21 protein-coding genes, 3 tRNA genes and 1 pseudogene are annotated in these 26044 nt (G+C 68.2%); 16 read left to right on the top strand and 9 right to left on the bottom strand.

Annotated elements, in window-relative coordinates; translation table 11 throughout:
* A pseudogene (locus G3I19_RS14805) lies at nt 1–756 on the bottom strand (hydrolase); the annotation flags it as partial.
* 306 nt (nt 757–1062) lie between these two features.
* Between G3I19_RS14805 and G3I19_RS14810 the strand changes: the two are divergent.
* The 6 genes from G3I19_RS14810 to G3I19_RS14835 all read left to right on the top strand — a co-directional run bounded on the left by G3I19_RS14810 (nt 1063) and on the right by G3I19_RS14835 (nt 3777).
* Nucleotides 1063–1135: transfer RNA gene (locus G3I19_RS14810), tRNA-Thr, on the top strand.
* A gap of 44 nt (nt 1136–1179) precedes the next feature.
* Nucleotides 1180–1252, top strand: a tRNA-Met gene (locus G3I19_RS14815).
* An 85-nt stretch (nt 1253–1337) separates the two neighbouring features.
* Nucleotides 1338–1502 (top strand): 50S ribosomal protein L33, encoded by a 165-nt coding sequence (rpmG, locus tag G3I19_RS37520; RefSeq protein ID WP_003956487.1) that lies wholly within the window; start codon nt 1338–1340, stop codon nt 1500–1502.
* Between the two features lie 151 nt (nt 1503–1653).
* Nucleotides 1654–2106: a MaoC family dehydratase N-terminal domain-containing protein gene (locus G3I19_RS14825; protein ID WP_164264054.1), complete on the top strand. Its 453-nt coding sequence runs from the start codon at nt 1654–1656 to the stop codon at nt 2104–2106.
* A gap of 2 nt (nt 2107–2108) precedes the next feature.
* Nucleotides 2109–2546 (top strand): MaoC family dehydratase, encoded by a 438-nt coding sequence (locus G3I19_RS14830; protein ID WP_164264055.1) that lies wholly within the window; start codon nt 2109–2111, stop codon nt 2544–2546.
* A gap of 175 nt (nt 2547–2721) precedes the next feature.
* Entirely contained in the window at nt 2722–3777 is a 1056-nt protein-coding gene (locus G3I19_RS14835; protein ID WP_164264056.1) for a UDP-N-acetylmuramate dehydrogenase, read from the top strand.
* 84 nt (nt 3778–3861) lie between these two features.
* Here the strand turns inward: G3I19_RS14835 and G3I19_RS14840 are convergent, their stop codons facing one another.
* Nucleotides 3862–4491, bottom strand: a complete 630-nt coding sequence (locus G3I19_RS14840) for an NAD(P)H-binding protein (protein WP_164264057.1) — start codon at nt 4489–4491, stop codon at nt 3862–3864.
* 138 nt (nt 4492–4629) lie between these two features.
* Between G3I19_RS14840 and G3I19_RS14845 the strand changes: the two genes are divergently transcribed.
* The gene (locus tag G3I19_RS14845) at nt 4630–5241 is read left to right on the top strand and encodes a TetR/AcrR family transcriptional regulator (RefSeq protein ID WP_164264076.1); all 612 of its coding nucleotides are present in this window, start codon (nt 4630–4632) and stop codon (nt 5239–5241) included.
* On the opposite strand, the gene G3I19_RS14850 is transcribed toward G3I19_RS14845, so the two are convergent.
* Together G3I19_RS14850 and G3I19_RS14855 are read right to left on the bottom strand one after the other, a co-directional pair.
* Nucleotides 5231–6286, bottom strand: coding sequence for an adenosine deaminase (locus tag G3I19_RS14850; protein WP_164264058.1), 1056 nt, complete (start codon nt 6284–6286; stop codon nt 5231–5233). The genes G3I19_RS14845 and G3I19_RS14850 overlap by 11 nt on opposite strands.
* Nucleotides 6287–6410: 124 nt before the next feature.
* Complete coding sequence (locus tag G3I19_RS14855) at nt 6411–7637, bottom strand: pyridoxal phosphate-dependent aminotransferase (protein ID WP_164264059.1); 1227 nt, start codon at nt 7635–7637, stop codon at nt 6411–6413.
* A 293-nt stretch (nt 7638–7930) separates the two neighbouring features.
* On the opposite strand from G3I19_RS14855, the gene G3I19_RS14860 reads away from it, so the two are divergent.
* The 9 genes from G3I19_RS14860 (at nt 7931) to G3I19_RS14900 (ending at nt 20471) form a co-directional block, all read left to right on the top strand.
* A tRNA-Trp gene (locus G3I19_RS14860) sits at nt 7931–8003 on the top strand.
* Nucleotides 8004–8110: 107 nt separating this feature from the next.
* Nucleotides 8111–8395 (top strand): preprotein translocase subunit SecE, encoded by a 285-nt coding sequence (secE, locus tag G3I19_RS37525; RefSeq protein ID WP_164264060.1) that lies wholly within the window; start codon nt 8111–8113, stop codon nt 8393–8395.
* Nucleotides 8396–8469: 74 nt separating this feature from the next.
* Nucleotides 8470–9375: a transcription termination/antitermination protein NusG gene (gene nusG, locus G3I19_RS14870; RefSeq protein ID WP_164264061.1), complete on the top strand. Its 906-nt coding sequence runs from the start codon at nt 8470–8472 to the stop codon at nt 9373–9375.
* A 182-nt stretch (nt 9376–9557) separates the two neighbouring features.
* Complete coding sequence (gene rplK / locus G3I19_RS14875) at nt 9558–9992, top strand: 50S ribosomal protein L11 (RefSeq protein ID WP_164264062.1); 435 nt, start codon at nt 9558–9560, stop codon at nt 9990–9992.
* 79 nt (nt 9993–10071) lie between these two features.
* Entirely contained in the window at nt 10072–10794 is a 723-nt protein-coding gene (gene rplA / locus G3I19_RS14880; RefSeq protein ID WP_164264063.1) for a 50S ribosomal protein L1, read from the top strand.
* 593 nt (nt 10795–11387) lie between these two features.
* Nucleotides 11388–11945, top strand: a complete 558-nt coding sequence (gene rplJ, locus G3I19_RS14885) for a 50S ribosomal protein L10 (RefSeq protein WP_164264064.1) — start codon at nt 11388–11390, stop codon at nt 11943–11945.
* A gap of 81 nt (nt 11946–12026) precedes the next feature.
* A complete protein-coding gene (gene rplL / locus G3I19_RS14890; RefSeq protein WP_164264065.1) occupies nt 12027–12410 on the top strand; it encodes a 50S ribosomal protein L7/L12 in 384 nt (127 codons plus the stop codon).
* 551 nt (nt 12411–12961) lie between these two features.
* The gene (rpoB, locus tag G3I19_RS14895; RefSeq protein ID WP_164264066.1) at nt 12962–16444 is read left to right on the top strand and encodes a DNA-directed RNA polymerase subunit beta; all 3483 of its coding nucleotides are present in this window, start codon (nt 12962–12964) and stop codon (nt 16442–16444) included.
* Between the two features lie 127 nt (nt 16445–16571).
* Nucleotides 16572–20471: a DNA-directed RNA polymerase subunit beta' gene (locus G3I19_RS14900; RefSeq protein WP_164264067.1), complete on the top strand. Its 3900-nt coding sequence runs from the start codon at nt 16572–16574 to the stop codon at nt 20469–20471.
* A gap of 53 nt (nt 20472–20524) precedes the next feature.
* Here the strand turns inward: G3I19_RS14900 and G3I19_RS14905 are convergent, their stop codons facing one another.
* Genes G3I19_RS14905 through G3I19_RS14925 form a run of 5 tightly spaced genes read right to left on the bottom strand, consistent with a single transcriptional unit; the run spans nt 20525 to nt 25973 of the window.
* Nucleotides 20525–21478: a M48 family metalloprotease gene (locus tag G3I19_RS14905; protein ID WP_164264068.1), complete on the bottom strand. Its 954-nt coding sequence runs from the start codon at nt 21476–21478 to the stop codon at nt 20525–20527.
* Between the two features lie 36 nt (nt 21479–21514).
* Complete coding sequence (locus G3I19_RS14910) at nt 21515–22042, bottom strand: Pycsar system effector family protein (RefSeq protein WP_164264069.1); 528 nt, start codon at nt 22040–22042, stop codon at nt 21515–21517.
* On the bottom strand, nt 22039–23094 hold the full coding sequence (locus G3I19_RS14915; RefSeq protein WP_164264070.1) for a hypothetical protein: 1056 nt from the start codon (nt 23092–23094) through the stop codon (nt 22039–22041). The genes G3I19_RS14910 and G3I19_RS14915 overlap by 4 nt, the downstream gene beginning before the upstream one ends.
* 24 nt (nt 23095–23118) lie before the next feature.
* Nucleotides 23119–25233, bottom strand: coding sequence for a hypothetical protein (locus tag G3I19_RS14920; RefSeq protein ID WP_164264071.1), 2115 nt, complete (start codon nt 25231–25233; stop codon nt 23119–23121).
* Entirely contained in the window at nt 25230–25973 is a 744-nt protein-coding gene (locus G3I19_RS14925) for a hypothetical protein (RefSeq protein ID WP_203599585.1), read from the bottom strand. Before G3I19_RS14925 ends, G3I19_RS14920 begins: the two co-directional genes overlap by 4 nt.
* Nucleotides 25974–26044: the final 71 nt, after the last annotated feature.

The raw sequence follows: 26044 nt of genomic DNA on the forward strand, positions 1-26044 counted from the left end.
GTCGCGCGGGAGCAGGGATAGCCCGCCGCAGGGGCCGATGGCGACGCCGGGGCGCAGCCCGCCGGACATGGCGGCGAGCCGGGCGAGCCTGGCCGGGTCGTCACCCTCGGTGTGCAGATCGACGGCGCAGCCGTGCTCGGCGGCGACTCCGAGGACGGCCTCGGTGTATCCGGTCGGGTCGGGGTCGAGGTCCGGGCAGCCGCCGACGACGGTGGCGCCCATCTTCACGGCGTCGCGCAGCATGGCGAGCCCGTCGGCGCCGGCGACGCCGGTGAGCAGCCGGGGCACGGCGACGGTGGTGAGGTCGGTGAGCCCGCGCAGCGACCGCCGGGCCTGGAGCACGGCCTCCATCGCCCCGAGGCCCTGGACGTCCCCGATGCGGATGTGCGAGCGCAGGGCGGTGGCGCCGTGCCCGAGCTGGAGCAGGGCGGCTTCGGTGGCGCGGCGCTGGACATCGGGGGCCGGGCCGGTGGTGGCGGGGCCTGGGCCGGCGTCTGCGGTCAGCGCGGTGTCGCTGTGGGCGTGGGGTTCGGCCGGGGCGGGAAGCAGCAGATAGCCGTCGAGCTCGATACGCGACGCGGCCGCGGTGCGGGAGCCGGGTGCGGTGAGGCTGCCTGCCGTACCGACTGCTTCGATGCGTCCGCCGCTGACACTGACGTCCACCGTGCGTCCGTCGGCCAGGCGGGCCCCGCGGAGCAGGAGCGCGGTGGTGTCTGCGGTGGCTCCTTCGGGAGGCCGCGGCTGGCTGTCGGGCATCGCGCTCCTGGGTACTGGGCCGGGCGTGACCGGGTGCTGGGCCGGGCATGACGTACGACGTCACGCAGCGTGAAGCGAGCCTATGGGGAAGGCGGCTCCCGCTTCGAGGAGGGGCGGATTAGTCGTACCGGGAGTGACTCCTGTGGCCGATGGGTGGCGTGGGCCGAACGGCGGCAGGAGGGGCTGGTGAGAGCCGGGCAGGAGCCCGGGCGAGGGGGCGGGAGTGCGGGGTGGCGAGAGGGGCGGAGAGGGGTCTTCATAAGGATTTGGGCGACGGCGGAGGACCGTGTAATGTCTTCATCGCTCGCCCCAATAGCTCAGTCGGTAGAGCGTCTCCATGGTAAGGAGAAGGTCTACGGTTCGATTCCGTATTGGGGCTCTGGTGCGGGAGCCCTCACCTTCGGGTGAGGGATTCCGTAGCAAAGCGGTGTAGCTCAGTCGGTAGAGCAAGCGGCTCATAATCGCTGTGTCACCGGTTCAAGTCCGGTCACCGCTACACACGGTAGCCGATGGTGGGCTCGGTCCTTCGATCGGCTACTCTTTTATGCGTTCATCCGTCCATCCGTCCAAGGAGCACTCACGTGGCTGCCACCGACGTCCGCCCGAAGATCACGCTGGCCTGCGTGGAGTGCAAGGAGCGGAACTACATCACCAAGAAGAACCGGCGTAACAACCCGGACCGTCTTGAGATGAAGAAGCACTGCCCGCGCTGCAACTCGCACACCGCACACCGCGAAACCCGCTGACGCAGGCTGTTCTTTCCACCAGCACAGCTCTTCACAGGCACAGGCACGAGGTCGTCCCCATACCGGGGGCGGCCTCGCGTCATTTCTGCGGTTACTCGCGGTTATTGTGATTCTTTCCGATTCCCGGCACTCCACCAGGAGGTAGTGAGCCATGGCGCTCGACCAGTCCTTCGTGGGGCGGACCTATCCGCCCTCCGCGCCGTACGAGGTGGGCCGGGAGAAGATCCGCGAGTTCGCCGAAGCGGTGGGCGACCCGAATCCCGCGTACACCGATACCGACGCGGCGAAAGCGCTCGGGCACGCCGATGTCATCGCTCCGCCGACGTTCGTCTTCTCGATCACCTTCAATGCCGCGGGCGTTGTCGTGCAGGACCCGCAGCTGGGCCTCGACTACACGCGCGTGGTGCACGGTGATCAGAAGTTCGCCTACCGGCGTCCGGTCAGGGCGGGGGACCGGCTGACGGTCACCTCGACGATCGAGGCGATCAAGTCCCTCGCCGGGAACGACATCATCGATATCCGCGGTGAGGTCCACGAGGAGTCCGGCGAGCATGTCGCGACGGCGTGGACGAAGCTGGTCGCGCGCGCGGCCGGGGAGGCGTGACGGTGACAGCGAAGATCTCCTACGAGAGTGTCGAGGTCGGCACGGAGCTGCCGGCGCAGTCCTTCCCGGTGTCACGGGCGACGCTGGTGCAGTACGCGGGCGCGTCCGGCGACTTCAACCCGATCCACTGGAACGAGAAGTTCGCCCTGGAGGTCGGGCTCCCCGACGTCATCGCGCACGGGATGTTCACCATGGCCGAGGCGATCCGGGTGGTGACCGACTGGGTCGGTGACCCGGGCGCGGTCGTGGAGTACGGCGTCAGGTTCACCAAGCCGGTGATCGTCCCGAACGACTCCGACGGGGCGCTGATCGAGGTCAGCGCCAAGGTCGCGGCCGTCGTGGGCGAGCCGGAGGACCGGACGGTGCGGGTGGACCTCACCGCGATGAGCGACGGCAAGAAGGTGCTGGGCATGTCCCGCGCGGTGGTGCGCCTCGCCTGAGGCGGTGCGGGCATGCGGCAAGGGGCGTTCGCGCAGGCGGGCGCCCCTTGCCGCATACCCGGACGGATCGTAAACGGCCTTCCGCGTGCGAACGTGAGCGAACGGAAGGGAACGGCAGGGAACGCACGGGAACGGCCCCGCCCGTCCGGTGCGGCCCTTCTCGTACGCTTGGCCCGTGCAGGAACTCCTTGAAGCCCCACTCGCCCCCCTGACCACCTTCCGTCTCGGCGGCCCCGCGGCCCGGCTGGTCACGGCGGAGACCGACGCCGAAGTGATCGCGGCCGTCCGGGAGGCCGACGCGAACGGCACCCCGCTGCTCGTCATCGGCGGCGGCTCCAATCTGGTCATCGGCGACAAGGGGTTCGCCGGCACCGCCCTGCGGATCGCGACCCGCGGATTCTCGCTCTCCGGTACCGCGCTCGAACTCGCGGCCGGTGAGGTCTGGAGCGACGCGGTGGCCCGTACCGTCGAGGCCGGACTCGCGGGCATCGAGTGCCTCGCCGGAATCCCCGGATCCGCCGGAGCCACCCCGATCCAGAACGTCGGGGCGTACGGCCAGGAGGTCTCGTCGACCCTCACCGAGGTCATCGCGTACGACAGGACCACGGGCGAGACGGTCACCCTCTCGAACGCCGAGTGCCGGTTCTCGTACCGGCACAGTCGCTTCAAGGCCGAACCCGACCGCTATCTGGTGCTCCGGGTCCGTTTCGAGCTCGAGGACGCCGGCGGTCTCTCGGCGCCCGTGAAGTATCCCGAGACGGCCCGCGTCCTCGGGGTCGAGGCGGGCGACCGGGTGCCGGCGGCGACGGTCCGCGAGACCGTACTGAAGCTGCGCGCGGGCAAGGGCATGGTCCTGGACGCCGACGACCACGACACCTGGTCGGCCGGTTCGTTCTTCACCAACCCGATCCTCGACGACGCGCAGTTCGCGGTGTTCCGCGCGCGGGTACGGGAGCGGCTCGGAGCGGAGGCCGCGCCGCCCGCGTTCCCGGCGGGGGAGGGGCTGACCAAGACATCGGCGGCCTGGCTCATCGACAGGGCCGGCTTCACCAAGGGATACGGCACGGGCCCGGCCCGTATCTCCACCAAGCACACCCTGGCCCTCACCAACCGGGGCCGGGCCACCACCGACGACCTGCTCGCACTCGCCCGCGAGGTCGTGGCCGGAGTCCGCGAGGCGTTCGGCGTGACCCTGGTCAACGAGCCGGTGACGGTGGGCGTCAGCCTGTGACGGCGGGCATCCGCCCGTGACGGTGGGCGTCGCCTGTGGCGGTGGGCGTCGGCCCGTGACGGGCGGCGCTCCGGCGTCGGCCCGTCAGTACGCGATCCCGACCCCCTGCCGCACCGTCGCCCGATCGTCGATCATCGCCAGCATCGCGTGCGCCACATCGGCGCGCGAGATGCTCCGCCCGCCGCGCGGACTGCCCCCGACGACGGTCCGGTACTCGCCGGTCACCGGCTTGTCCGTCAGCTTCGGCGGGCGTACCACCGTCCAGTCCGTGGCGCTGCGCGCGACCTCGGCCTCCATGACCCGCAGGTCCTCGTAGACCGCCTTCAGGATCACGCCGATCACACCGAGCGCGGCGCGGTCCGCGAACGACTGGCCCCCCGGCGGTGCCAGCGGCGCCGCGCTCACCACGAGCAGCCGCCGCACCCCCTCCGCCTCCATGGCCGCGAGCACCGGCCGGGTCAGCACCTGGGTGATGCCCGCGTCCTTACGGCCGCGCGCGCCCAGCCCGGAGAGCACCGCGTCCCGCCCGGCCACGGCCGCCCGCAGCGGCTCCGGGTCACCGAGATCCGAGCGGACCACATCGAGGCCCTCCCCGGTCGCCGTGAGCCGTGCCGGATCCCGGACCACGGCCGTGACCTGATGGCCCGCGGCCAGTGCCTGCCGGACGATCTGTCCGCCGATACCGCCGGTCGCTCCGAACACTGTGAGCCTCATCGCACACCCTCCCAAGGTGGTCGGCAGAGATGGTCAGCAGAGGTGGCCCCTCGTAGTGGGTAAGTATTCACTCACCTCTAGAGTGGGCAGTCACTCACCCCTCCGTCAAGCCAGGTAGGAGCACCCGTGCAGCCCCCCGTGCAGCAGAAGCCCGCCCGCGGCCGGATCGTCGACGCCGCACACAGCCTCATGCTGACCATCGGCCTGGCCCGGACCACCACCAAGGAGATCGCCCGAGCGGCCGGCTGCTCGGAAGCGGCGCTCTACAAGCACTTCGCGAGCAAGGAAGAGCTGTTCGTGACCGTTCTCAGGGAACGGCTGCCCAGACTGACCCCGCTCCTCGACGAACTGACCGCCGAGCCCCAGCGCCACAGCGTCGAGGAGAACCTCACCGAGATCGCCCGCAGAGCCGCCCTCTTCTACGAACAGAGCTTCCCGATCGCCGCCTCGCTCTACGCGGACCCCCCGCTCAAACGCCGCCACGAAGCAGCCATGCGCGAACTCGGCACCGGCCCGCACATGCCCATCCGCGGCGTCGACGCCTATCTGCGCGCCGAGCGGGACGCGGGCCGGATCGACAGCGGCACCGACACCTACGCCGCCGCCTCCCTGCTGCTCGGCGCCTGCGCCCAGCGCGCCTTCGCGTACGACATGACCGAGGACGGCAGGCCCCCGCAGCCGCTCGACGCGTTCGCCGCCGGGATCGCGCGCACCCTGCTGCGGGGGGTCGTGCGAGGGCTCAGCCGGTGAGCCAGTCGTCGATGCCGGCGAGCAGCTTCCGCCGGACGTCGGCCGGCGCCGCCGAGCCGCGCACCGACTGCCGTGCCAGCTCGGCCAGTTCACCGTCATCGAACCCCTGGGCCCGCGCCAGCTCGTACTGGGCCGCCAGCCGCGACCCGAACAGCAGCGGGTCGTCCGCACCGAGCGCCATCGGCACCCCGGCGTCGAACAGCTTTCGCAGGGGTACGTCCTCGGCCTTCTCGTAGACACCCAGCGCCACATTCGACGCCGGGCAGACCTCACAGGTCACCCCGCGCTCGGCCAGCCGCTTCAGCAGCAGCGGATCCTCCGCGGCCCGCACCCCGTGCCCGATCCGGGCCGCGTGCAGATCGTCCAGGCAGTCCCGGACCGACGAGGGCCCGCTCAGCTCCCCGCCGTGCGGCGCCGCCAGCAGACCGCCCTCCCTGGCGATGGCGAACGCTCGGTCGAAGTCCCGTGCCATGCCCCGGCGTTCGTCGTTGGAGAGTCCGAAGCCGATCACCCCGCGGTCCGCGTAACGCACCGCGAGGCGCGCCAGGGTCCGGGCGTCCAGCGGATGCTTCATCCGGTTCGCCGCGACCACCACACGTATCCCGAGCCCGGTGTCGCGCGAAGCGGCGTCCACCGCGTCCAGAATGACCTCAAGCGCCGGGATCAGCCCGCCGAGGAACGGGGCGTACGACGTGGGGTCGACCTGGATCTCCAGCCACCCCGAACCGTCGGCGACATCCTCCTGCGCGGCCTCCCGCACCAGCCGCTGGATGTCCTCGGGGGTGCGCAGACAGGACCGCGCGATGTCGTACAGCCGCTGGAAACGGAACCAGCCGCGCTCGTCGGTGGCCCGCAGCGAAATGGGGTCTCCCCCGTTCGAGCGAAGCCGAGAGTTTGGGGAAGGCTCACCGCCGGTCAGCGCCTCAGGCAGGTGCACGCCGTATCTGCCGGCCAGTTCCAGCAGCGTCGTGGGCCGCATCGACCCGGTGAAATGCAGGTGCAGATGGGCCTTGGGCAGTAGCCGGATGTCACGTACTCGCTCCATCCGAGGATCCTGCCGTACGGAGCGGCCGCACCGGTAGCCGCTTTCCCCCAACGAGGAGACGACCGAACGAAGAAACGGGCCCCCGGTGAGAACCGGAGGCCCGTTCCTTGGCAGTCGGCCGGCGTCAGTCCGTCGCCTCGGCCAGCAGCTTCTGGACCCGGGAGACGCCCTCGACCAGGTCGTCGTCGCCGAGCGCGTACGACAGACGCAGGTAGCCGGGGGTGCCGAACGCCTCACCGGGCACCACGGCGACCTCGACCTCGTCCAGGATCAGCGCGGCCAGCTCCACCGAGCTCTGCGGGCGCTTGCCGCGGATCTGCTTGCCGATGAGCGCCTTCACCGAGGGGTACGCGTAGAACGCGCCCTCCGGCTCCGGGCAGAGCACACCGTCGATCTCGTTGAGCATCCGCACGATGGTCCTGCGGCGCCGGTCGAAGGCCGTGCGCATCTCGTCGACCGCGTCCAGGTTCCCCGACACCGCGGCGAGCGCGGCCGCCTGCGAGACGTTGGAGACGTTGGAGGTGGCGTGCGACTGGAGGTTCGTCGCGGCCTTCACGACGTCCTTCGGGCCCACGATCCACCCCACGCGCCAGCCGGTCATGGCGTACGTCTTGGCCACGCCGTTGACCACGATGCACTTGTCACGCAGCTCGGGCACGACGGCGGGCAGCGAGGTGAACTCGGCGTCTCCGTAGATCAGGTGCTCGTAGATCTCGTCCGTCAGCACCCACAGACCGTGCTCGACGGCCCAGCGGCCGATGGCCTCGGTGTCGGCGCGGCTGTACACGGCGCCCGTCGGGTTGGACGGCGAGACGAAGAGGACGACCTTGGTCCGCTCCGTGCGGGCGGCCTCCAGCTGCTCGACCGAGACCCGGTAACCGGTGGTCTCGTCGGCGACGACCTCGACCGGGACACCGCCCGCGAGCCGGATCGACTCGGGGTACGTGGTCCAGTACGGAGCCGGGACGATGACCTCGTCGCCCGGGTCGAGGATCGCGGCGAACGCCTGGTAGATCGCCTGCTTGCCGCCGTTGGTGACGAGCACCTGGGACGCCTCGACCTCGTAACCGGAGTCGCGCAGGGTCTTCGCGGCGATGGCGGCCTTGAGCTCGGGGAGCCCGCCGGCCGGCGTGTAGCGGTGGTACTTCGGGTTGCTGCAGGCCGCGATCGCGGCCTCGACGATGTAGCCGGGCGTGGGGAAGTCGGGCTCACCGGCACCGAAGCCGATCACCGGACGCCCGGCGGCCTTCAGGGCCTTCGCCTTGGCGTCGACGGCGAGAGTGGCGGACTCGGAGATGGCACCGATGCGGGCGGAGACCCTGCGCTCGGTCGGAGGAGTTGCGGCGCTCATGGGGCCCATGGTCCCAGACCGCAAACGGACTCGGCACACAGGTTTCGAAGGGCGGACACCGGGTCCGGCAACAGCCGTACGGCGAGCGGGAACCGGGCCCGTGCCGGGCTCCCGCGGCCCCGGCACCTGAGGGCAACCGGAAAGACAGGGGCCTCGTGCGGACCGGCCCGGCCGAAGCTGTTCGACGTCAGGCCCCCGACCACGTACACTCACTCGTCGTTGGCCTTCACCAGCCGTCCTGCCGAGCGCACTCCGTGCACCCGGTCGGATGCGGTAGGTTGGGGGAACCACAAAGGGTCGTAGCTCAATTGGTAGAGCACTGGTCTCCAAAACCAGCGGTTGGGGGTTCAAGTCCCTCCGGCCCTGCTACACACACCTTCGCCAGGCTGTGTGCGCATGTACGTACATCTATGCACCGCCGTGCGGCTCCACCGGGCGCGGCACGGCCACGACCCGGAATCAGGTGAGAGATCGTGACGGACGCCGTCGGCTCCATCGACGTGCCTGATGCGCAGGATGAAGCGCCGGAGTCGAAGAAGGCGCGCAAGGGCGGGAAGCGCGGCAAGAAGGGCCCCTTCGGCCGCCTCGCGCTCTTCTACCGCCAGATCGTCGCGGAACTGCGCAAGGTCGTCTGGCCGACTCGTAGCCAGCTCTCGACCTACACCACCGTGGTGATCGTTTTCGTCGTCATCATGATCGGCATCGTGACCGTGATTGACTATGGCTTCAACCAGGCCGCCAAGTACGTCTTTGGCTGATCCGCGAAAGGCGCCGGGAGCGGCGTCTTTTTCGCATGTTCCACCCGATTTGTATCCAGGAAGAAGCAGCCACCGTGTCTGACCCGAACCTGAACGAGGCCGTCGAGCCGGGCGAGAGCGTCGCGTCCGCAGAGGACGAGCTCGACATCGTCGAGGCGGCAGACGCTGTGGAGCCGGACCAGGCCGAAGCTGCCGACGCCGCCGCCGGTGAGCCCGCCGAAGAGTCCGCTGTGCACGCCGAGGACGAGGCCGTGGCCGTGGCGGAGTCCGCCGACGACGCCGAAGCCGCCGCCGAGGTGGAGGCAGCCGCCGAAGAGGCCGAGGACGAAGAGGCAGCCGAGGAAGCCGCCGACGTTCCCCCGGTCGACCCGGTCGAGGCCCTGCGCCAGGAACTCCGCGGGCTGCCGGGTGAGTGGTACGTCATCCACACGTACGCCGGTTACGAGAAGCGTGTGAAGGCCAACCTGGAGCAGCGTGCCGTCTCGCTGAACGTCGAGGAGTTCATCTACCAGGCCGAAGTGCCCGAGGAAGAGATCGTCCAGATCAAGAACGGCGAGCGCAAGAACGTCCGCCAGAACAAGCTTCCCGGTTACGTCCTGGTCCGCATGGACCTCACCAACGAGTCCTGGGGCGTGGTCCGCAACACCCCCGGAGTCACCGGCTTCGTCGGCAACGCCTACGACCCGTACCCGCTGACCCTGGACGAGATCGTCAAGATGCTCGCCCCCGAGGCCGAGGAGAAGGCCGCCCGCGAGGCCGCCGAGGCCGAGGGCAAGCCGGCTCCGGCCCGCAAGGTCGAGGTCCAGGTGCTCGACTTCGAGGTGGGCGACTCGGTCACCGTCACCGACGGCCCGTTCGCGACGCTCCAGGCGACGATCAACGAGATCAACGCCGACTCGAAGAAGGTCAAGGGCCTCGTCGAGATCTTCGGCCGCGAGACCCCGGTCGAGCTCAGCTTCGACCAGATCCAGAAGAACTAGCGGCCCCCCGGCCGCACGGCTTCTGGCACACACGCCTTCCAAGCAGGTCAGACCGGCTCACCAGCCGTCTGACCTGCTTGGTTTTTGGTCGCGCAGCTATACCCGTTATCGTTGCGCGGTATGCCTCCGTCCGGATGACCGGAATGGCGGCGAAACACTCTCACTAGGACCCGGAGAGAGCAATGCCTCCCAAGAAGAAGAAGGTCACGGGGCTTATCAAGCTCCAGATCAAGGCCGGCGCGGCCAACCCGGCTCCGCCGGTCGGCCCCGCGCTGGGCCAGCACGGCGTCAACATCATGGAGTTCTGCAAGGCCTACAACGCCGCGACCGAGTCGCAGCGTGGCATGGTCGTGCCGGTGGAGATCACGGTCTACGAGGACCGCTCCTTCACCTTCATCACCAAGACTCCGCCGGCCGCGAAGCTGATCCTCAAGGCCGCGGGTGTGGAGAAGGGCTCCGGCGAGCCGCACAAGACCAAGGTCGCCAAGCTCACCGGCGAGCAGGTCCGCGAGATCGCCACGACCAAGATGCCCGACCTGAACGCCAACGACATCGAGGCCGCGGCCAAGATCATCGCCGGCACCGCCCGTTCCATGGGCGTCACGGTCGAGGGCTGATCAAGCCCCCCTCCGCACCACAGTGGTAGGGCCAGCGCCGGCCCGCACCACGACTCCCACTCCCCATCTAGGAGCAGAAGTGAAGCGCAGCAAGACTCTCCGCGCTGCGGACGCCAAGGTCGACGCGGACAAGCTGTACGCCCCGCTCGAAGCCGTCCGCCTCGCCAAGGACACCTCCGCCACCAAGTTCGACGGCACCGTCGAGGTCGCCATGCGTCTGGGCGTCGACCCGCGCAAGGCCGACCAGATGGTCCGCGGCACCGTGAACCTGCCGCACGGCACCGGCAAGACCGCCCGGGTCCTGGTCTTCGCGACCGGTGACCGTGCTGCGGCCGCGGAGGCCGCGGGCGCCGACATCGTCGGCGCCGACGAGCTCATCGACGAGGTGGCGAAGGGCCGTCTGGACTTCGACGCCGTCGTCGCCACCCCGGACCTCATGGGCAAGGTCGGCCGCCTCGGCCGCGTGCTCGGTCCGCGTGGGCTCATGCCGAACCCGAAGACCGGAACGGTCACCCCTGACGTGACGAAGGCTGTCACGGACATCAAGGGCGGCAAGATCGAGTTCCGTGTCGACAAGCACTCGAACCTGCACTTCATCATCGGCAAGGTCTCCTTCGACGAGACGAAGCTGGTCGAGAACTACGCCGCGGCGCTGGAGGAAGTCCTCCGTCTGAAGCCGTCGGCCGCCAAGGGCCGCTACATCAAGAAGGCCACGCTGGCCACCACGATGGGCCCCGGCATCCCGCTGGACGCCAACCGCACCCGCAACCTCCTCGTCGAGGAGGACCCGGCCGCCGTCTGATCTCCGGATCGGCAGGCAGCCGCGGGAAACGCGTGCTGTGAGCCGGGCCCCGCGCCTCTCCGGAGGTGCGGGGCCCGGCTTCTGCGTTGCCCCCTGTTCTCCCGCGCTGCCGCTCCGCTTCAGGGGCGGCACAGGCGCGGTACAGGAGGCGCTGGCGGCGGCATGGTGCCGCTGCCCCCGGCCCGGATCCTCGGAGGGGGGCGTACGGCGCGCCACGGGCCCGTACGCCCCGGCTACGGCACGGCGGTACGGGCCGCCGCGCCGCCAACAGGCCGTCGGCCGGCCCGGTGGAGTCCCGCCCTCTACCCCCGTGTCCGGGCGCTCAATCAGCTGACCGGGAACGGATTTGCTCGGCGTGCCCCCGTTCGCGTACTCTTCCGACGAAGCCAAAGACCGCTGGTCGTTGCCGTGTGCTCGTGAGAGGGCGCGGTGGCCGAAGGATCCGCTGGAAGCGGGCGACTCGCGCAGGTGATCGTGGAAGTGCTCCCGGATCCGTCCGGTCGAGCTCGCGCCCCGTGCACCTGTGCCGGGGCGTTTCGTCTGTCCAGCCCCTTCTGAGCGGTCCTCATCACCCGGAAGGAGGCCGACGCTCTATGGCAAGGCCCGACAAGGCTGCCGCGGTAGCCGAGCTGGCGGACAAGTTCCGCAGCTCGAACGCCGCTGTGCTGACCGAGTACCGGGGTCTCACCGTGGCCCAGCTCAAGCAGCTGCGCCGTTCGCTCGGTGAGAACGCCCAGTACGCCGTGGTGAAGAACACGCTGACCAAGATCGCGGCCAACGAGGCCGGGATCAACACGCTGGACGACCTGTTCGCAGGTCCGACGGCGGTTGCCTTCGTCACCGGTGACCCGGTGGAGTCGGCGAAGGGTCTTCGTGACTTCGCCAAGGAGAACCCCAACCTCGTCATCAAGGGCGGTGTCCTTGATGGTAAGGCGCTGTCCGCGGATGAGTTCAAGAAGCTCGCGGACCTCGAGTCCCGCGAGGTTCTGCTCGCCAAGGTGGCCGGTGGAATCAAGGCGTCGATGGCCAAGGCCGCGGCGACTTTCCAGGCCCCGCTGTCGGAGTTCGTCCGCACCGCGGACGCCCTTCGCGCCAAGGTCGAGCAGGGCGGTGCCGGTACGCCGGCTCCCGCCGAGGCCGACGCCGAGTAATTCGGCTTCGCGTCGCAGCGGGCCCGTACGCCCGCCGTCATATACACCCGGCACCTGCCGAAAAAGTGGAAGGACGCCATCATGGCGAAGCTGTCCCAGGACGAGCTGCTCGAGCAGTTCGAGACCCTGACCCTCATCGAGCTCTCCGAGTTCGTCAAGGCCTTCGAGGAGAAGTTCGACGTCAAGGCTGCCGCCCCGGTCGCCGTTGCCGCCGCCGGTGGCGCCGCCGCCACCCCCGAGGCCGCTGAGGAGCAGGACGAGTTCGACGTCATCCTCACCGGTGCCGGCGACAAGAAGATCCAGGTCATCAAGGTCGTGCGTGAGCTGACCTCGCTGGGCCTCAAGGAGGCCAAGGACCTCGTGGACGGCGCCCCGAAGCCCGTCCTCGAGAAGGTCGCCAAGGAGGCCGCCGAGAAGGCTGCCGAGTCCCTCAAGGGCGCCGGCGCCTCGGTCGAGGTCAAGTAATTCCGGGAGTCTCCGGACTCCCTCGTACGCCCTCGGCGTACATCTGCACAGCGAAGGGCGATCACCCATCCGGGTGGTCGCCCTTTCGCGTGCCTGACGCCCCTCCTGCCTGCCTTGCTCTTCCCGCCGTGACGAGTATGGTGATCTTCGTTGCGCGCCGGGCCTGGTGCCCTCTCTCGCTCCCGCAGCGTGGCCGACGGCGACCCCCGAGGGGTGGGGGGCCTTGACGAACCGCACGGAGCGCGCAATTCTCAGGACGCGTCGTCACATCGATCCGTATCCGAGGCATGGATCGGCGACGAAGAGGGAAGCTTTGACGCAGGTGTTGAGAAGAAGAATGAGGGTCTCCCAGAACCCGCTCTGGACATCAGTGAGCCTTATGGCTACACTGACCCTTTGCGCTGCCTGTTAGCTGCCTCCTGCCCGTCACCAGGGGCATGCCCACGCTTGAGCATCGAAGACTGCCCTCCCTGACCTGGGATGTCTCTCTCTGTGCCCCGCTTGGGACCGGTACGCGCGTAGTGAGTCCGAGCCCTCGGAAGGACCCCCTCTTGGCCGCCTCGCGCAACGCCTCGACCTCCAATACGAACAACGGCGCCAGCACCGCCCCGCTGCGCATCTCCTTTGCAAAGATCAGGGAGCCCCTCGAGGTTCCGAACCTCCTTGCGCTGCAGACCGAAAGCTTTGACTGGCTGCTCGGTAATGCCGCTTGGAAGGGTCGCGTCGAGGCCGCTCTCGAGAGCGGACAGGACGTTCCCACCAAGTCCGGTCTGGAAGAGATCTTCGAAGAGATCTCGCCGATCGAGGACTTCTCGGGGTCGATGTCGCTGACGTTCCGCGACCACCGTTTCGAGCCCCCGAAGAACTCGATCGACGAGTGCAAGGACCGCGACTTCACGTTCGCTGCGCCGCTCTTCGTCACGGCCGAGTTCACCAACAACGAGACCGGTGAGATCAAGTCTCAGACGGTCTTCATGGGCGACTTCCCGCTCATGACCAACAAGGGCACGTTCGTCATCAACGGCACCGAGCGTGTCGTGGTGTCGCAGCTGGTCCGTTCGCCCGGCGTCTACTTCGACTCCTCCATCGACAAGACGTCCGACAAGGACATCTTCTCGGCCAAGATCATCCCGTCCCGGGGTGCCTGGCTGGAGATGGAGATCGACAAGCGCGACATGGTCGGTGTCCGCATCGACCGCAAGCGCAAGCAGTCCGTCACCGTCCTCCTCAAGGCTCTCGGCTGGACCACTGAGCAGATCCTGGAGGAGTTCGGCGAGTACGAGTCGATGCGCGCCACCCTGGAGAAGGACCACACCCAGGGCCAGGACGACGCACTGCTCGACATCTACCGCAAGCTGCGTCCGGGCGAGCCGCCCACACGCGAGGCTGCTCAGACGCTGCTCGAGAACCTCTACTTCAACCCGAAGCGCTACGACCTCGCGAAGGTCGGCCGCTACAAGGTGAACAAGAAGCTCGGCGCCGACGAGCCGCTCGACGCAGGTGTGCTCACCAGCGACGACGTCATCGCCACCATCAAGTACCTGGTCAAGCTGCACGCCGGCGAGACCGAGACGGTGGGCGAGTCCGGCCGTCAGATCGTCGTCGAGACCGACGACATCGACCACTTCGGCAACCGCCGTCTGCGCAACGTCGGCGAGCTCATCCAGAACCAGGTCCGTACCGGCCTGGCCCGGATGGAGCGCGTCGTGCGTGAGCGCATGACGACCCAGGACGTCGAGGCGATCACGCCGCAGACCCTGATCAACATCCGGCCCGTCGTCGCCTCCATCAAGGAGTTCTTCGGCACCAGCCAGCTGTCCCAGTTCATGGACCAGAACAACCCGCTGTCGGGTCTCACCCACAAGCGCCGCCTGTCGGCTCTTGGCCCGGGTGGTCTCTCCCGTGAGCGGGCCGGCTTCGAGGTCCGTGACGTGCACCCGTCCCACTACGGACGCATGTGCCCGATCGAGACGCCCGAAGGCCCGAACATCGGTCTGATCGGTTCGCTCGCCTCCTACGGCCGGGTCAACGCGTTCGGCTTCGTCGAGACGCCGTACCGCAAGGTCGTCGAAGGTGTCGTCACCGACGACGTCGACTACCTCACGGCCGACGAGGAAGACCGCTTCGTCATCGCCCAGGCCAACGCGACGCTCTCCGAGGACATGCGGTTCACCGAACCGCGCGTCCTGGTCCGCCGTCGTGGCGGCGAGGTCGACTACATCCCCGGCGACGACGTCGACTACATGGACGTCTCGCCGCGCCAGATGGTGTCGGTCGCGACCGCGATGATCCCGTTCCTGGAGCACGACGACGCCAACCGTGCCCTCATGGGCGCGAACATGATGCGTCAGGCCGTGCCGCTCATCCAGTCCGAGGCGCCGCTGGTCGGCACCGGCATGGAGTACCGCTGCGCGGTCGACGCCGGTGACGTCCTCAAGGCGGAGAAGGACGGTGTGGTCCAGGAGGTATCCGCGGACTACGTCACCATCGCCAACGACGACGGCACGTACTCGACGTACCGCATCGCCAAGTTCTCCCGCTCGAACCAGGGCACATCGGTCAACCAGAAGGTCGTCGTCAACGAGGGCGACCGGGTGATCGAGAGCCAGGTGCTGGCCGACGGCCCGGCGACCGAGAACGGCGAGATGGCGCTCGGCAAGAACCTCCTTGTCGCCTTCATGCCGTGGGAAGGTCACAACTACGAGGACGCGATCATCCTGTCGCAGCGCCTCGTGCAGGACGACGTCCTCTCCTCGATCCACATCGAGGAGCACGAGGTCGACGCCCGTGACACCAAGCTCGGCCCGGAGGAGATCACCCGGGACATCCCGAACGTCTCCGAAGAGGTCCTCGCCGACCTCGACGAGCGCGGCATCATCCGTATCGGTGCCGACGTCGTCGCCGGCGACATCCTGGTCGGCAAGGTCACGCCCAAGGGCGAGACCGAGCTCACCCCGGAGGAGCGCCTGCTCCGTGCGATCTTCGGTGAGAAGGCGCGCGAAGTGCGCGACACCTCGCTGAAGGTGCCGCACGGCGAGATCGGCAAGGTCATCGGCGTCCGCGTCTTCGACCGCGAAGAGGGCGACGAGCTGCCGCCCGGCGTGAACCAGCTGGTCCGCGTCTACGTCGCGCAGAAGCGCAAGATCACCGACGGTGACAAGCTCGCCGGCCGTCACGGCAACAAGGGCGTCATCTCGAAGATCCTGCCGATCGAGGACATGCCGTTCCTGGAGGACGGCACCCCGGTCGACATCATCCTCAACCCGCTGGGTGTCCCGTCCCGGATGAACCCGGGCCAGGTCCTGGAGATCCACCTCGGCTGGCTCGCCAGCCAGGGCTGGAAGGTCGAGGGCAACGAGGAGTGGATGGAGCGCCTCAAGTCCATCGGCGCCGACGACGTGGCCGCCGGCACCAACGTCGCCACCCCGGTCTTCGACGGTGCGCGCGAGGACGAGATCTCCGGTCTCTTCGAGTCCACCATCCCGAACCGCGACGGTGACCGCATGGTCCTCCCGTCCGGCAAGGCCCGGATGTTCGACGGCCGCTCCGGCGAGCCGTTCCCGGACCCGGTCTCCGTCGGGTACATGTACATCCTCAAGCTCCACCACCTGGTCGACGACAAGCTGCACGCGCGGTCGACCGGCCCGTACTCGATGATCACCCAGCAGCCGCTGGGTGGTAAGGCTCAGTTCGGTGGACAGCGCTTCGGTGAGATGGAGGTGTGGGCGCTGGAGGCTTATGGCGCCGCTTACGCCCTCCAGGAGCTGCTGACGATCAAGTCCGACGACGTGACCGGCCGCGTGAAGGTCTACGAGGCCATCGTCAAGGGCGAGAACATCCCCGAGCCCGGCATTCCCGAGTCCTTCAAGGTGCTCATCAAGGAGATGCAGTCGCTCTGCCTCAACGTGGAGGTGCTGTCATCTGACGGCATGTCCATCGAGATGCGCGACACGGACGAGGACGTCTTCCGTGCAGCGGAGGAGCTCGGTATCGACCTGTCCCGGCGAGAGCCGAGCAGCGTCGAAGAGGTCTGACGGGTTGTCCGGCCGCCTCGCTCTGAGGCGGCCGGCTCTCCCCGGACCCGTTCAGACCATTGCTGAAGTGCCCATTTTTCTCGCTGACGCGAGGGGCTCGAACCCCCGAAAGAGGGATTGACGACAAGTGCTCGACGTCAACTTCTTCGACGAGCTGCGGATTGGCCTCGCCACCGCGGACGACATCCGGACCTGGTCCCACGGCGAAGTGAAGAAGCCGGAGACCATCAACTACCGCACCCTCAAGCCCGAGAAGGACGGACTCTTCTGCGAGAAGATCTTCGGCCCCACCCGGGACTGGGAGTGCTACTGCGGCAAGTACAAGCGTGTCCGCTTCAAGGGCATCATCTGTGAGCGCTGCGGCGTCGAGGTCACTCGCGCCAAGGTGCGCCGTGAGCGGATGGGCCACATTGAGCTGGCCGCTCCCGTCACCCACATCTGGTACTTCAAGGGTGTCCCTTCGCGTCTGGGCTACCTGCTCGACCTCGCGCCGAAGGACCTCGAAAAGGTCATCTACTTCGCCGCGTACATGATCACCTTTGTGGACGAGGAGCGCCGGACGCGCGACCTGCCCTCGCTGGAGGCACACGTCTCCGTCGAGCGCCAGCAGGTCGAGAACCGCCGCGACTCCGACCTGGAGGCCCGCGCCAAGAAGCTCGAGACCGACCTGGCCGAGCTGGAGGCCGAGGGCGCCAAGGCCGACGTGCGCCGCAAGGTGCGCGAAGGCGCCGAGCGCGAGATGAAGCAGCTGCGTGACCGTGCGCAGCGCGAGATCGACCGTCTCGACGAGGTGTGGAGCCGCTTCAAGAGCCTCAAGGTCCAGGACCTGGAGGGCGACGAGCTGCTCTACCGCGAGCTGCGTGACCGCTTCGGCACGTACTTCGACGGCTGCATGGGTGCTGCCGCCCTGCAGAAGCGCCTCGAGTCCTTCGACCTCGACGAGGAGGCCGAGCGCCTCCGCGAGATCATCCGTACCGGCAAGGGCCAGAAGAAGACCCGTGCGCTCAAGCGCCTCAAGGTCGTCTCCGCGTTCCTGCAGACCAGCAACAAGCCCAAGGGCATGGTGCTGGACTGCGTACCGGTCATCCCGCCGGACCTGCGTCCGATGGTGCAGCTGGACGGTGGCCGTTTCGCGACCTCCGACCTGAACGACCTGTACCGCCGTGTGATCAACCGCAACAACCGCCTCAAGCGTCTCCTCGACCTCGGTGCCCCCGAGATCATCGTGAACAACGAGAAGCGGATGCTGCAGGAGGCCGTCGACGCGCTGTTCGACAACGGCCGCCGCGGTCGCCCGGTCACCGGTCCCGGCAACCGTCCCCTGAAGTCCCTGAGCGACATGCTCAAGGGCAAGCAGGGCCGGTTCCGCCAGAACCTCCTCGGCAAGCGTGTGGACTACTCCGCGCGTTCCGTGATCGTCGTCGGCCCGCAGCTCAAGCTGCACCAGTGCGGTCTGCCGAAGGCCATGGCGCTGGAGCTCTTCAAGCCGTTCGTGATGAAGCGCCTGGTGGACCTGAACCACGCGCAGAACATCAAGTCGGCCAAGCGCATGGTCGAGCGCGGCCGCACCGTGGTGTACGACGTCCTCGAAGAGGTCATCGCCGAGCACCCGGTGCTGCTGAACCGTGCGCCGACCCTGCACCGTCTGGGTATCCAGGCGTTCGAGCCGCAGCTGGTCGAGGGCAAGGCCATCCAGATCCACCCGCTCGTCTGCACCGCGTTCAACGCGGACTTCGACGGTGACCAGATGGCCGTCCACCTGCCGCTGTCGGCAGAGGCGCAGGCCGAGGCCCGCATTCTGATGCTGTCCTCGAACAACATCCTGAAGCCGGCCGACGGCCGTCCCGTCACCATGCCGACCCAGGACATGGTGCTCGGACTGTTCTTCCTCACGACGGACGAGGCGGAGCGCAAGGTCATCGGCGAGGGCCGGAACTTCGGCTCCGCGGCCGAGGCGATCATGGCCTTCGACAACCGCGAGCTGTCGCTGCAGGCGAAGGTCGACATCCGCTTCCCGGTGGGCACCATCCCGCCGCGTGGCTGGGTGCCGCCGGTCGCCGAGCCGGGCGAGCCCGAGTACCAGCCGGGCGACACCTTCCGGCTGCGTACGACCCTGGGCCGCGCGCTCTTCAACGAGCTGCTGCCCGAGGACTACCCGTTCGTCGACTACTCGGTGGGCAAGAAGCAGCTCTCCGAGATCGTCAACGACCTGGCCGAGCGCTACCCCAAGGTCATCGTGGCGGCGACGCTCGACAACCTGAAGGCGGCGGGCTTCCACTGGGCGACCCGTTCCGGCGTCACCGTCGCCGTTTCGGACATCGTCGTCCCGGAGGCCAAGAAGGCCATCGTCCAGGGCTACGAGGCCCAGGACGAGAAGGTCCAGAAGCAGTACGAGCGCGGTCTGATCACCAAGGACGAGCGCACGCAGGAGCTCATCGCGATCTGGACCAAGGCGACCAACGAGGTCGCCGAGGCGATGAACGCGAACTTCCCCAAGACGAACCCCATCTTCATGATGGTTGACTCGGGTGCCCGAGGAAACATGATGCAGATGCGGCAGATCGCCGGTATGCGTGGTCTGGTGTCGAACGCGAAGAACGAGACCATCCCGCGTCCCATCAAGGCGTCGTTCCGTGAGGGTCTCTCCGTTCTGGAGTACTTCATCTCCACCCACGGTGCCCGTAAGGGCCTCGCGGACACCGCCCTGCGTACCGCCGACTCGGGTTACCTGACCCGTCGTCTGGTGGACGTCTCGCAGGACGTGATCATCCGCGAGGAGGACTGCGGCACCGAGCGCGGTCTGAAGCTCAAGATCGCGGTCAAGGGCGAGGACGGTGTGCTCCGCAAGACGGAGGACGTCGAGACCTCGGTCTACGCCCGCATGCTCGCCGAGGACGTCGTCATCGACGGCAAGGTCATCGCGCCGGCCAATGTCGACCTCGGTGACGTCCTGATCGACGCCCTGGTGGGCGCCGGTGTCGAGGAGGTCAAGACCCGCTCGGTCCTGACCTGTGAGTCCGCGGTCGGCACCTGTGCCTTCTGCTACGGACGCTCGCTGGCCACCGGCAAGCTGGTCGACATCGGTGAGGCGGTCGGCATCATCGCCGCCCAGTCCATCGGTGAGCCCGGCACCCAGCTGACGATGCGTACCTTCCACACCGGTGGTGTGGCCGGTGACGACATCACGCAGGGTCTGCCGCGTGTCGTCGAGCTCTTCGAGGCCCGTACGCCCAAGGGTGTCGCGCCGATCTCCGAGGCCGCGGGCACCGTCCGCATCGAGGAGACCGAGAAGACGAAGAAGCTCGTCGTCACCCCGGACGACGGCAGCGAGGAGACGCCCTTCCCGATCTCCAAGCGGGCCCGTCTGCTCGTGGGCGAGGGCGACCGCGTCGAGGTGGGCCAGAAGCTCACCGTGGGTGCCACCAACCCGCACGACGTGCTGCGCATCCTCGGCCAGCGTGCGGTCCAGGTCCACCTGGTCGGCGAAGTCCAGAAGGTCTACAACTCGCAGGGCGTGTCGATCCACGACAAGCACATCGAGATCATCATCCGGCAGATGCTGCGCCGGGTGACGATCATCGAGTCCGGCGACGCGGAGCTGCTGCCGGGCGAGCTCGTCGAGCGCTCGAAGTTCGAGACCGAGAACCGTCGTGTGGTCACGGAAGGCGGCCACCCGGCCTCCGGCCGTCCGCAGCTGATGGGTATCACCAAGGCGTCGCTGGCCACCGAGTCGTGGCTGTCGGCGGCGTCCTTCCAGGAGACGACCAGGGTCCTGACCGACGCGGCGATCAACGCCAAGTCGGACTCCCTGATCGGCCTCAAGGAGAACGTCATCATCGGTAAGCTCATCCCGGCCGGTACGGGCCTCGCCCGTTACCGCAACATCCGGGTGGAGCCCACCGAGGAGGCCAAGGCCGCGATGTACTCGGCCGTCGGCTACGACGACATCGACTACTCGCCGTTCGGCACCGGCTCCGGCCAGGCCGTCCCGCTGGAGGACTACGACTACGGTCCGTACAACCAGTAAGGCGCATGTCTGACGAAGGGCGGTCATCCTGCGGGGTGGCCGCCCTTCGGCTGTCAGCGGGCCGGCGGAATGCGGCGGTGAAGGGCGTGCAGCCGGGTGCGGTAGTCCGGACGGGACGTCAGCAGCCGGGTCAGGGGACTTGTCATCCCCTTGTCTCTCCCGCCGTTGCGGTCCGGCACGGGCATGTTGCTCAGCAGCACGGTCAGCTGAGGTTCGAGTCCTAGGCTGCTCGCGAACCGATCGGCGCGTAGCTCCGCGCTGCGACCGACTGCGGCGATCAGGAACGGTGCGGTCAGGGCCAGCAGGACCAGCCCATGGGTCAGGATCACCGCGTACAGTGCACCGGCGGTGACTGCCAGGAGGAGTAGTACCGCCGAACCCGCCGACTTCTTTCTGATCCTCGCAACGACCATCCGCAGAAGATGCCAGGCGAGACTGGCGGGCAGCGAGTACCAGTAGGCCAACCGTCCGGCCCAGGCATGGCCGCCCGCGTGGTGTCCCAGTTCGTGCGCGAGCGCGGCGGCGAGTTGCCCCTCGGGCAGACGTTCCAGTGCGTAGGTCGTCACTCCCACGATGCGGCCGGTCGCCGGTGACGCGGCGGTCGATGAGCTCTCCTCCACCCAGAGGGTGTACGCGGCGCTGTCCACACCCGCCCGCGCAGTCACCTCGCGCCACACGGGCCTCAGCCGGGCCAGTTCTGCGGGAGTGGGGCGGTGAAGCCCGAGGAAGAAACGGGCCAGCATGGCTTCGACTGGCTGCCAGAAGGCGAGAACGCCGCTGAGCAGCCACGCCCCGGCCCATGCCCAGACGGGTACGCCGGTGAGTATCGCGAAGAAGGCTGACGGGCCGACCACGACCAGCAAGCTGACAAGCGCCTGGGGTATGTGCAGGGCGAGGTGGCCCAGCGTGATGGCATCGGCTCGGCGTCGGCGTGCATTGATGTGGACGCGGCCTTGCTGAAAGCGAAGGCCGGGATCGGCCGGGGACGGGTCGGGCGACGGTCGCACGAATGGACTCCTTGTCTGTTCGCGGTCCAGTAGTGGTCAGCCGATGAGGAGAGCCGCGGGCATCAGAAGGGTCGCGACGGTGAAAGCAAGCACCCCCAAGCGAATCCAGTGATGCTTTCGCCCCGCGATACGACTGGTCTCGGCCAGCGCGATGAGCAGAGCCGGTGACGCCTGACGGCGTTCCGTTGTGGGGAGAGAATCGGCCAGCAGTCCCAGAGCGCAGGCGCGTTGCACGTCCGCGAAGTGGGTGAGAGGCCTGCCCGGCTGCCAGCCGCCCGCGCTGTAGCGCGGGCGTACGGCGAGAAGCAGTGAGTGGAGCGCACTGACCAGCCCGGCGACGCCGAGCCAGTACAGGCACTGTCCCGCCGTGGAGAGGTGCCAGGGGGACCAATTCCGGCCGACGAGCAGCGTGGCATGGACGCTGCTGGCCAGACCGAGCGCAGCCATCAGGACGGCGGCTTTGCTGTCGGCCCGGCCGATCTCGGAACGGAGGCTGTCGAGGAGCTTCTCCGAGGCTCGCCCGTCTACAGAAGAACGGGCCTCCGGTGGGTCGGCGGCGGTCACGGGCGGACCACGCTCTCGGTGCCGGTGCCGGTGCCGGTGCCGGTGCCGGTGCCCACGTCCGGGGCGGGCAGGAACAGTTTCGTGTCTTGCCGAGGCTGGGCGGGAGAGGACTGGGACAGCAACCGGTTCATGGTCTCGATCACGTAGTTCTTGGGCTTCTCCATCTGGTAGCTCTCCAGACCGTGCTCCGCCAGGATGCGGTCCACCATGTCGAGCTGGTTCTTCACCAGCTGAGCCTGTTCATCGTGCAGGTTCTTCACGACCAGGGCTGTGTCCTCGGGGTGCTCGACAAGGTGGAGCACCAGAGCGGCAGAACTGCCCTCCGACAAGTGCGAGCGGTAGAACCCGATCCGCTCCGCCGTGATCCGTTGTTTGTAGTCCTGCTCTTCGAGCTCCCGTCGCAGCTCGGCCAGCCTGATCCCGTGTTCCGGGGGCGAAGCGACTGCCTCGTGCCGGGCGGTACGCAGCCGGCGGCTCTGCGTCCGTTCACCTTCGTCCGTGCGCAGTCTTACGGTGCAGCCGACCTTCAGGCCTTCCGCTGCGGCGATCGGTGGTGCGGTGTCGAACGCCTTCTGAACGGCCGACTCGGCATCCGGGACGGCATCGATCCGGTGACGTCGGCTCGCTTCCCGCAGGATTCCGCCGAGACGGGGGCCGAGCAGCGCGGGCACGTCACGTACCCCTGTCGTGATCACTTTGGCCGGGTCCACGACTTGCCAGGTGAGATCGGCGACGCTCTCGAAACTGAAAGCGTCGATGGCGCTGGGCAGCGCGGCAGGCAGAGAGACCGGGTGCAGGCCCACGTCCACCTCGTAGACCGCGATATAGCGTTTGCCGAAGACATCGCTACGGCGAGGACGCCGGGGAGGCATGAAGACCTCATAGTCGCCCTCGGCAGTGAAGAAGACCAGAGCATGGTCACTGTGCAGGGCCGGCCGTCGGCCCAGGTAGGTGAAGCGGGTGAGTTGCCGGACGGTGAGCACGGGGTCCTTGAGCGGGTCGGCTCCGTTGCCGGGCTGAGGCGGTTCTGGCGGAAGCGGGAATTCAGACATGGAGTTCTCCTCGTACGGGCCCGCTCAGTGAGGAAGGCATGCCAGCAGCCGGTCGGCGACGGGCAGACGGAAGCCTCTTTCCGCGCTCCACACGGTGCGCAGCAGATGTTCGAGGCGCCGGTGGTGTGACGGATACTGGGCGAGCCCTGGGAGCAGCACGGTCAGCGCCGCCTCCGCCTCCGGCACCCGGTCGGCGATCCCCACCCACGCACGCAGGGTCAGTACCGCCTGGCCGGTGTGGCGGGGATCTTCGAGCGCCGCACCCCACAGCCTGGTCAACTGCTGTGCTTCGCACGGTGCCGTCTGCAGAGCCGTCCTGTACCAGTCCAGGACGAGAGGGCGGTCGTCCGCCTCGCTGACCGGCTGCTCACAGGCGAGCAGAAACGCTCCGATGGCCGGATTGCTCACGGCGCGGTCCTGTTCGACGAGCAGCACCAGCTTGGCGAGTACGGGCCCGCGGGCAGCGAGCAGCAATAGCTGTATCGCCTCGACCAGCTCCCGGAGTTCCTCGCTCTCCTCTTCCTTCTCGCGGCGCTTCCTGCGGTCCTCCTCCTTTCGGCAGTACTCGCGTGCCGCTGTGGTCAATGCCTGCAGGGCATCATCGGGCAGCACCGGGCCGAGCAGACCGTAGGCCCGGATCGCTGTCCAGCGGCGGTTCTCGTCATCGCCGGTGCACCAGGTATGGAGGATCTGCGGAATCGCGACGGCGTGCAGCAGGTGCGCCAGAGTAAGAGCGTTGGCTGCGGCCAGCCGAGCGGTATAGCTGCGGGAATCGGCCCACGGTTCGATGAGATGGGCGAGGCCCGACGACAGGTCGGAGCGGGTGAGGAGGGCAGCCGCTGCCGACGCCCGGGTCCGTACGAGAGGGCGCCCGTCGGCAGCGAGTTCACGGAGCCAGCCGACCAGCGCGGGCCGTGCCGAGGGGTACAGCATCCATACGGTGTCCAGCAGTTGAGGTGCCACGCGGCCGTCCCGGAAGGTGGCCATGTACTGGGGCACGGCGCCCCAGACTGTCGTCTCGGGCGCCTCGTAACCACGTGCCCTGATCTGATCGAGACGGGAGCTCCGTGAACTGCCGAATACCGCGACACCACTGGGCTGGTAGGGGCTCTCGATCTGCTGGAGGCGGGTGAACAACCCGTCGGCCAATTCGGCGGCGACTGCGTAGGGCGCGTCGTCGAACACACCGAGGGAGACCAGAAAGGCCCTGTCGTGCAGGGAAAAATCCTTCCCGGTCAGCCAGGACTCGATCTGTGTCTGCACGGTCGTCTCCCCGAAGGAGACAAGACTGGCTTCTTCGGCGGTGCCCGCGGCGACGGCGACGAGTTGGCCCGCGAAGGCCGCGGCCTCTCCTGGAGGGTGGTCCCTTTCGAGAAACGTGTCGACTGCCGTCAGACCGCGTACCCGATCCCATCCCGCGACCCCCTCCGCGGCACGGACATGGGACGCCAGAACATCCATGGCCAGGGGTGGCTCCCAGGGCAGCGACGCCAGTTCACCGTAGGAAGCCGACTCGGCCACCGTGATCACCAGGTGACCGCCGCTGCGGGTCAGCTGCTCCCGAATGGCATGCAGATGCACCTGTTGCAGGGGCCGGTTTCGGCTGACGGCAATGTCGGCCAGGAGGTAGCCCGCCGCGCAGTCGAGCTCATCGCGCACGGCGGCCGGCGGAGTGTCGGAGGGGAGCAACCGGATCTGGCCGAGCCCCAGTCTGTGCAGCAGCATCAGGCCGGCCGAGCTGCGTCCGGTGGCCCGGCTGCCTGTCAGGACCAGGACCCGCTCCTCACGCAGCCGGATCAGCGCCTCGGCGAAACGCGGACCTTCGGTGAAGACCATGGACAGCCGCGCCACGTCGTCCGCCGGGATCTCACCGGAGAGTGGACGAGGTTCGGCATATGCGCCGAACTGGTAGATGACGTCTCCGTGTACCTCGCCCCCGGCCATTCCGTACTGCGCGCCCTCGACCAGGACACTGGCCAGGCCCACCGGGCTGTGCTCGATGAGGTCCAGCCTGGCGGCCCAGGCGGGCGGCCGCTGCTCCTGACCTGCCTCTTCCGAGTCCTGGACCTTCTCCTCATCGGTCTTCTCCCCGTCCGGAGCGCTCCCCGCGGACTTCCCCGCTTCGCCCGTGTCCGTCACCGGTTTCCTCCGGGACGGTGACCGAAGGTGAAGTTGGCCCCGCCGTGCACTGTGCCACCGGCTACGCCGTACTGGTCACCCATGACGTGTACGGAGCCCAGTCCCGCCTGCCCTGCCGGCGTCACGGGGGGCGTGCCGGTTGCAGCGTCTGCCGGGGCGGCCCCGGCAGACGGCAATGGCCCGTACAGCCAGGCCGACAGCGGCCCGTTCTTGCTCTCCGGAGTAATGGGACGGAAGTCCTCCGGCCGGATTCCGGGATGGCCGTGCCGGACGATTCCCTGGTGTACGGAGTCCGACACGCAGAGCGCGAAATCGTCGGAGCGCTCCCGCAGTGCGCTCCGGAGCAGTTTGGCGTCGAGCAGTCGGCAGGCGTGGTTCAGGTCGGAGCCGACCCAGCCGTTCCTGTCATCAACGGCGACATAGCCGGTCGACAGGACGGCGCGCAGCCGGATCTGGGCGCTGCTGGAGGCCCGCTGATTGGTAGCCCGCAGTTGGAGGGGCAGCTCTGTGATCAGGGCGCGTAGCAAGGCACTGACCGATGCATTGGCGTCGATCAGCTCCATCACGGAGTCGCCGCGGTCTGCGCGCTTCCGCTGGGACTCGTCGATGGAGGCAGCGGCCAGGGTGCCGTCGGCGATGTCGTAGAGCATGCGCCGCAGATACGCCTGCTCGACGTCGGTTCTGTCGCTGTAGCGCTCGATGTCCAGCAGGAGAAGGGTCTGGTTCACGGGGGTGCTCATGGGTGCCTCTCGGTCGGTTTGCCGTACGGCGACAGAGTGACCGGAACCGGATACCGACGGTGAGGACAGAC

It is taken from the genome of Streptomyces sp. SID10853, assembly GCF_010548145.1.
GTDB lineage: Bacteria > Actinomycetota > Actinomycetes > Streptomycetales > Streptomycetaceae > Streptomyces.

Coding starts and splice junctions, on each gene's coding strand:
- G3I19_RS14825 (WP_164264054.1), top strand. CDS start 1,654: ATGGCGCTCGACCAGTCCTTCGTGGGGCGGACCTATCCGCCCTCCGCG.
- G3I19_RS14840 (WP_164264057.1), bottom strand. CDS start 4,491: ATGAGGCTCACAGTGTTCGGAGCGACCGGCGGTATCGGCGGACAGATC.
- G3I19_RS14850 (WP_164264058.1), bottom strand. CDS start 6,286: ATGGAGCGAGTACGTGACATCCGGCTACTGCCCAAGGCCCATCTGCAC.
- G3I19_RS14855 (WP_164264059.1), bottom strand. CDS start 7,637: ATGAGCGCCGCAACTCCTCCGACCGAGCGCAGGGTCTCCGCCCGCATC.
- rplK (WP_164264062.1), top strand. CDS start 9,558: ATGCCTCCCAAGAAGAAGAAGGTCACGGGGCTTATCAAGCTCCAGATC.
- rplJ (WP_164264064.1), top strand. CDS start 11,388: ATGGCAAGGCCCGACAAGGCTGCCGCGGTAGCCGAGCTGGCGGACAAG.
- rplL (WP_164264065.1), top strand. CDS start 12,027: ATGGCGAAGCTGTCCCAGGACGAGCTGCTCGAGCAGTTCGAGACCCTG.
- G3I19_RS14915 (WP_164264070.1), bottom strand. CDS start 23,094: ATGTCTGAATTCCCGCTTCCGCCAGAACCGCCTCAGCCCGGCAACGGA.
- G3I19_RS14925 (WP_203599585.1), bottom strand. CDS start 25,973: ATGAGCACCCCCGTGAACCAGACCCTTCTCCTGCTGGACATCGAGCGC.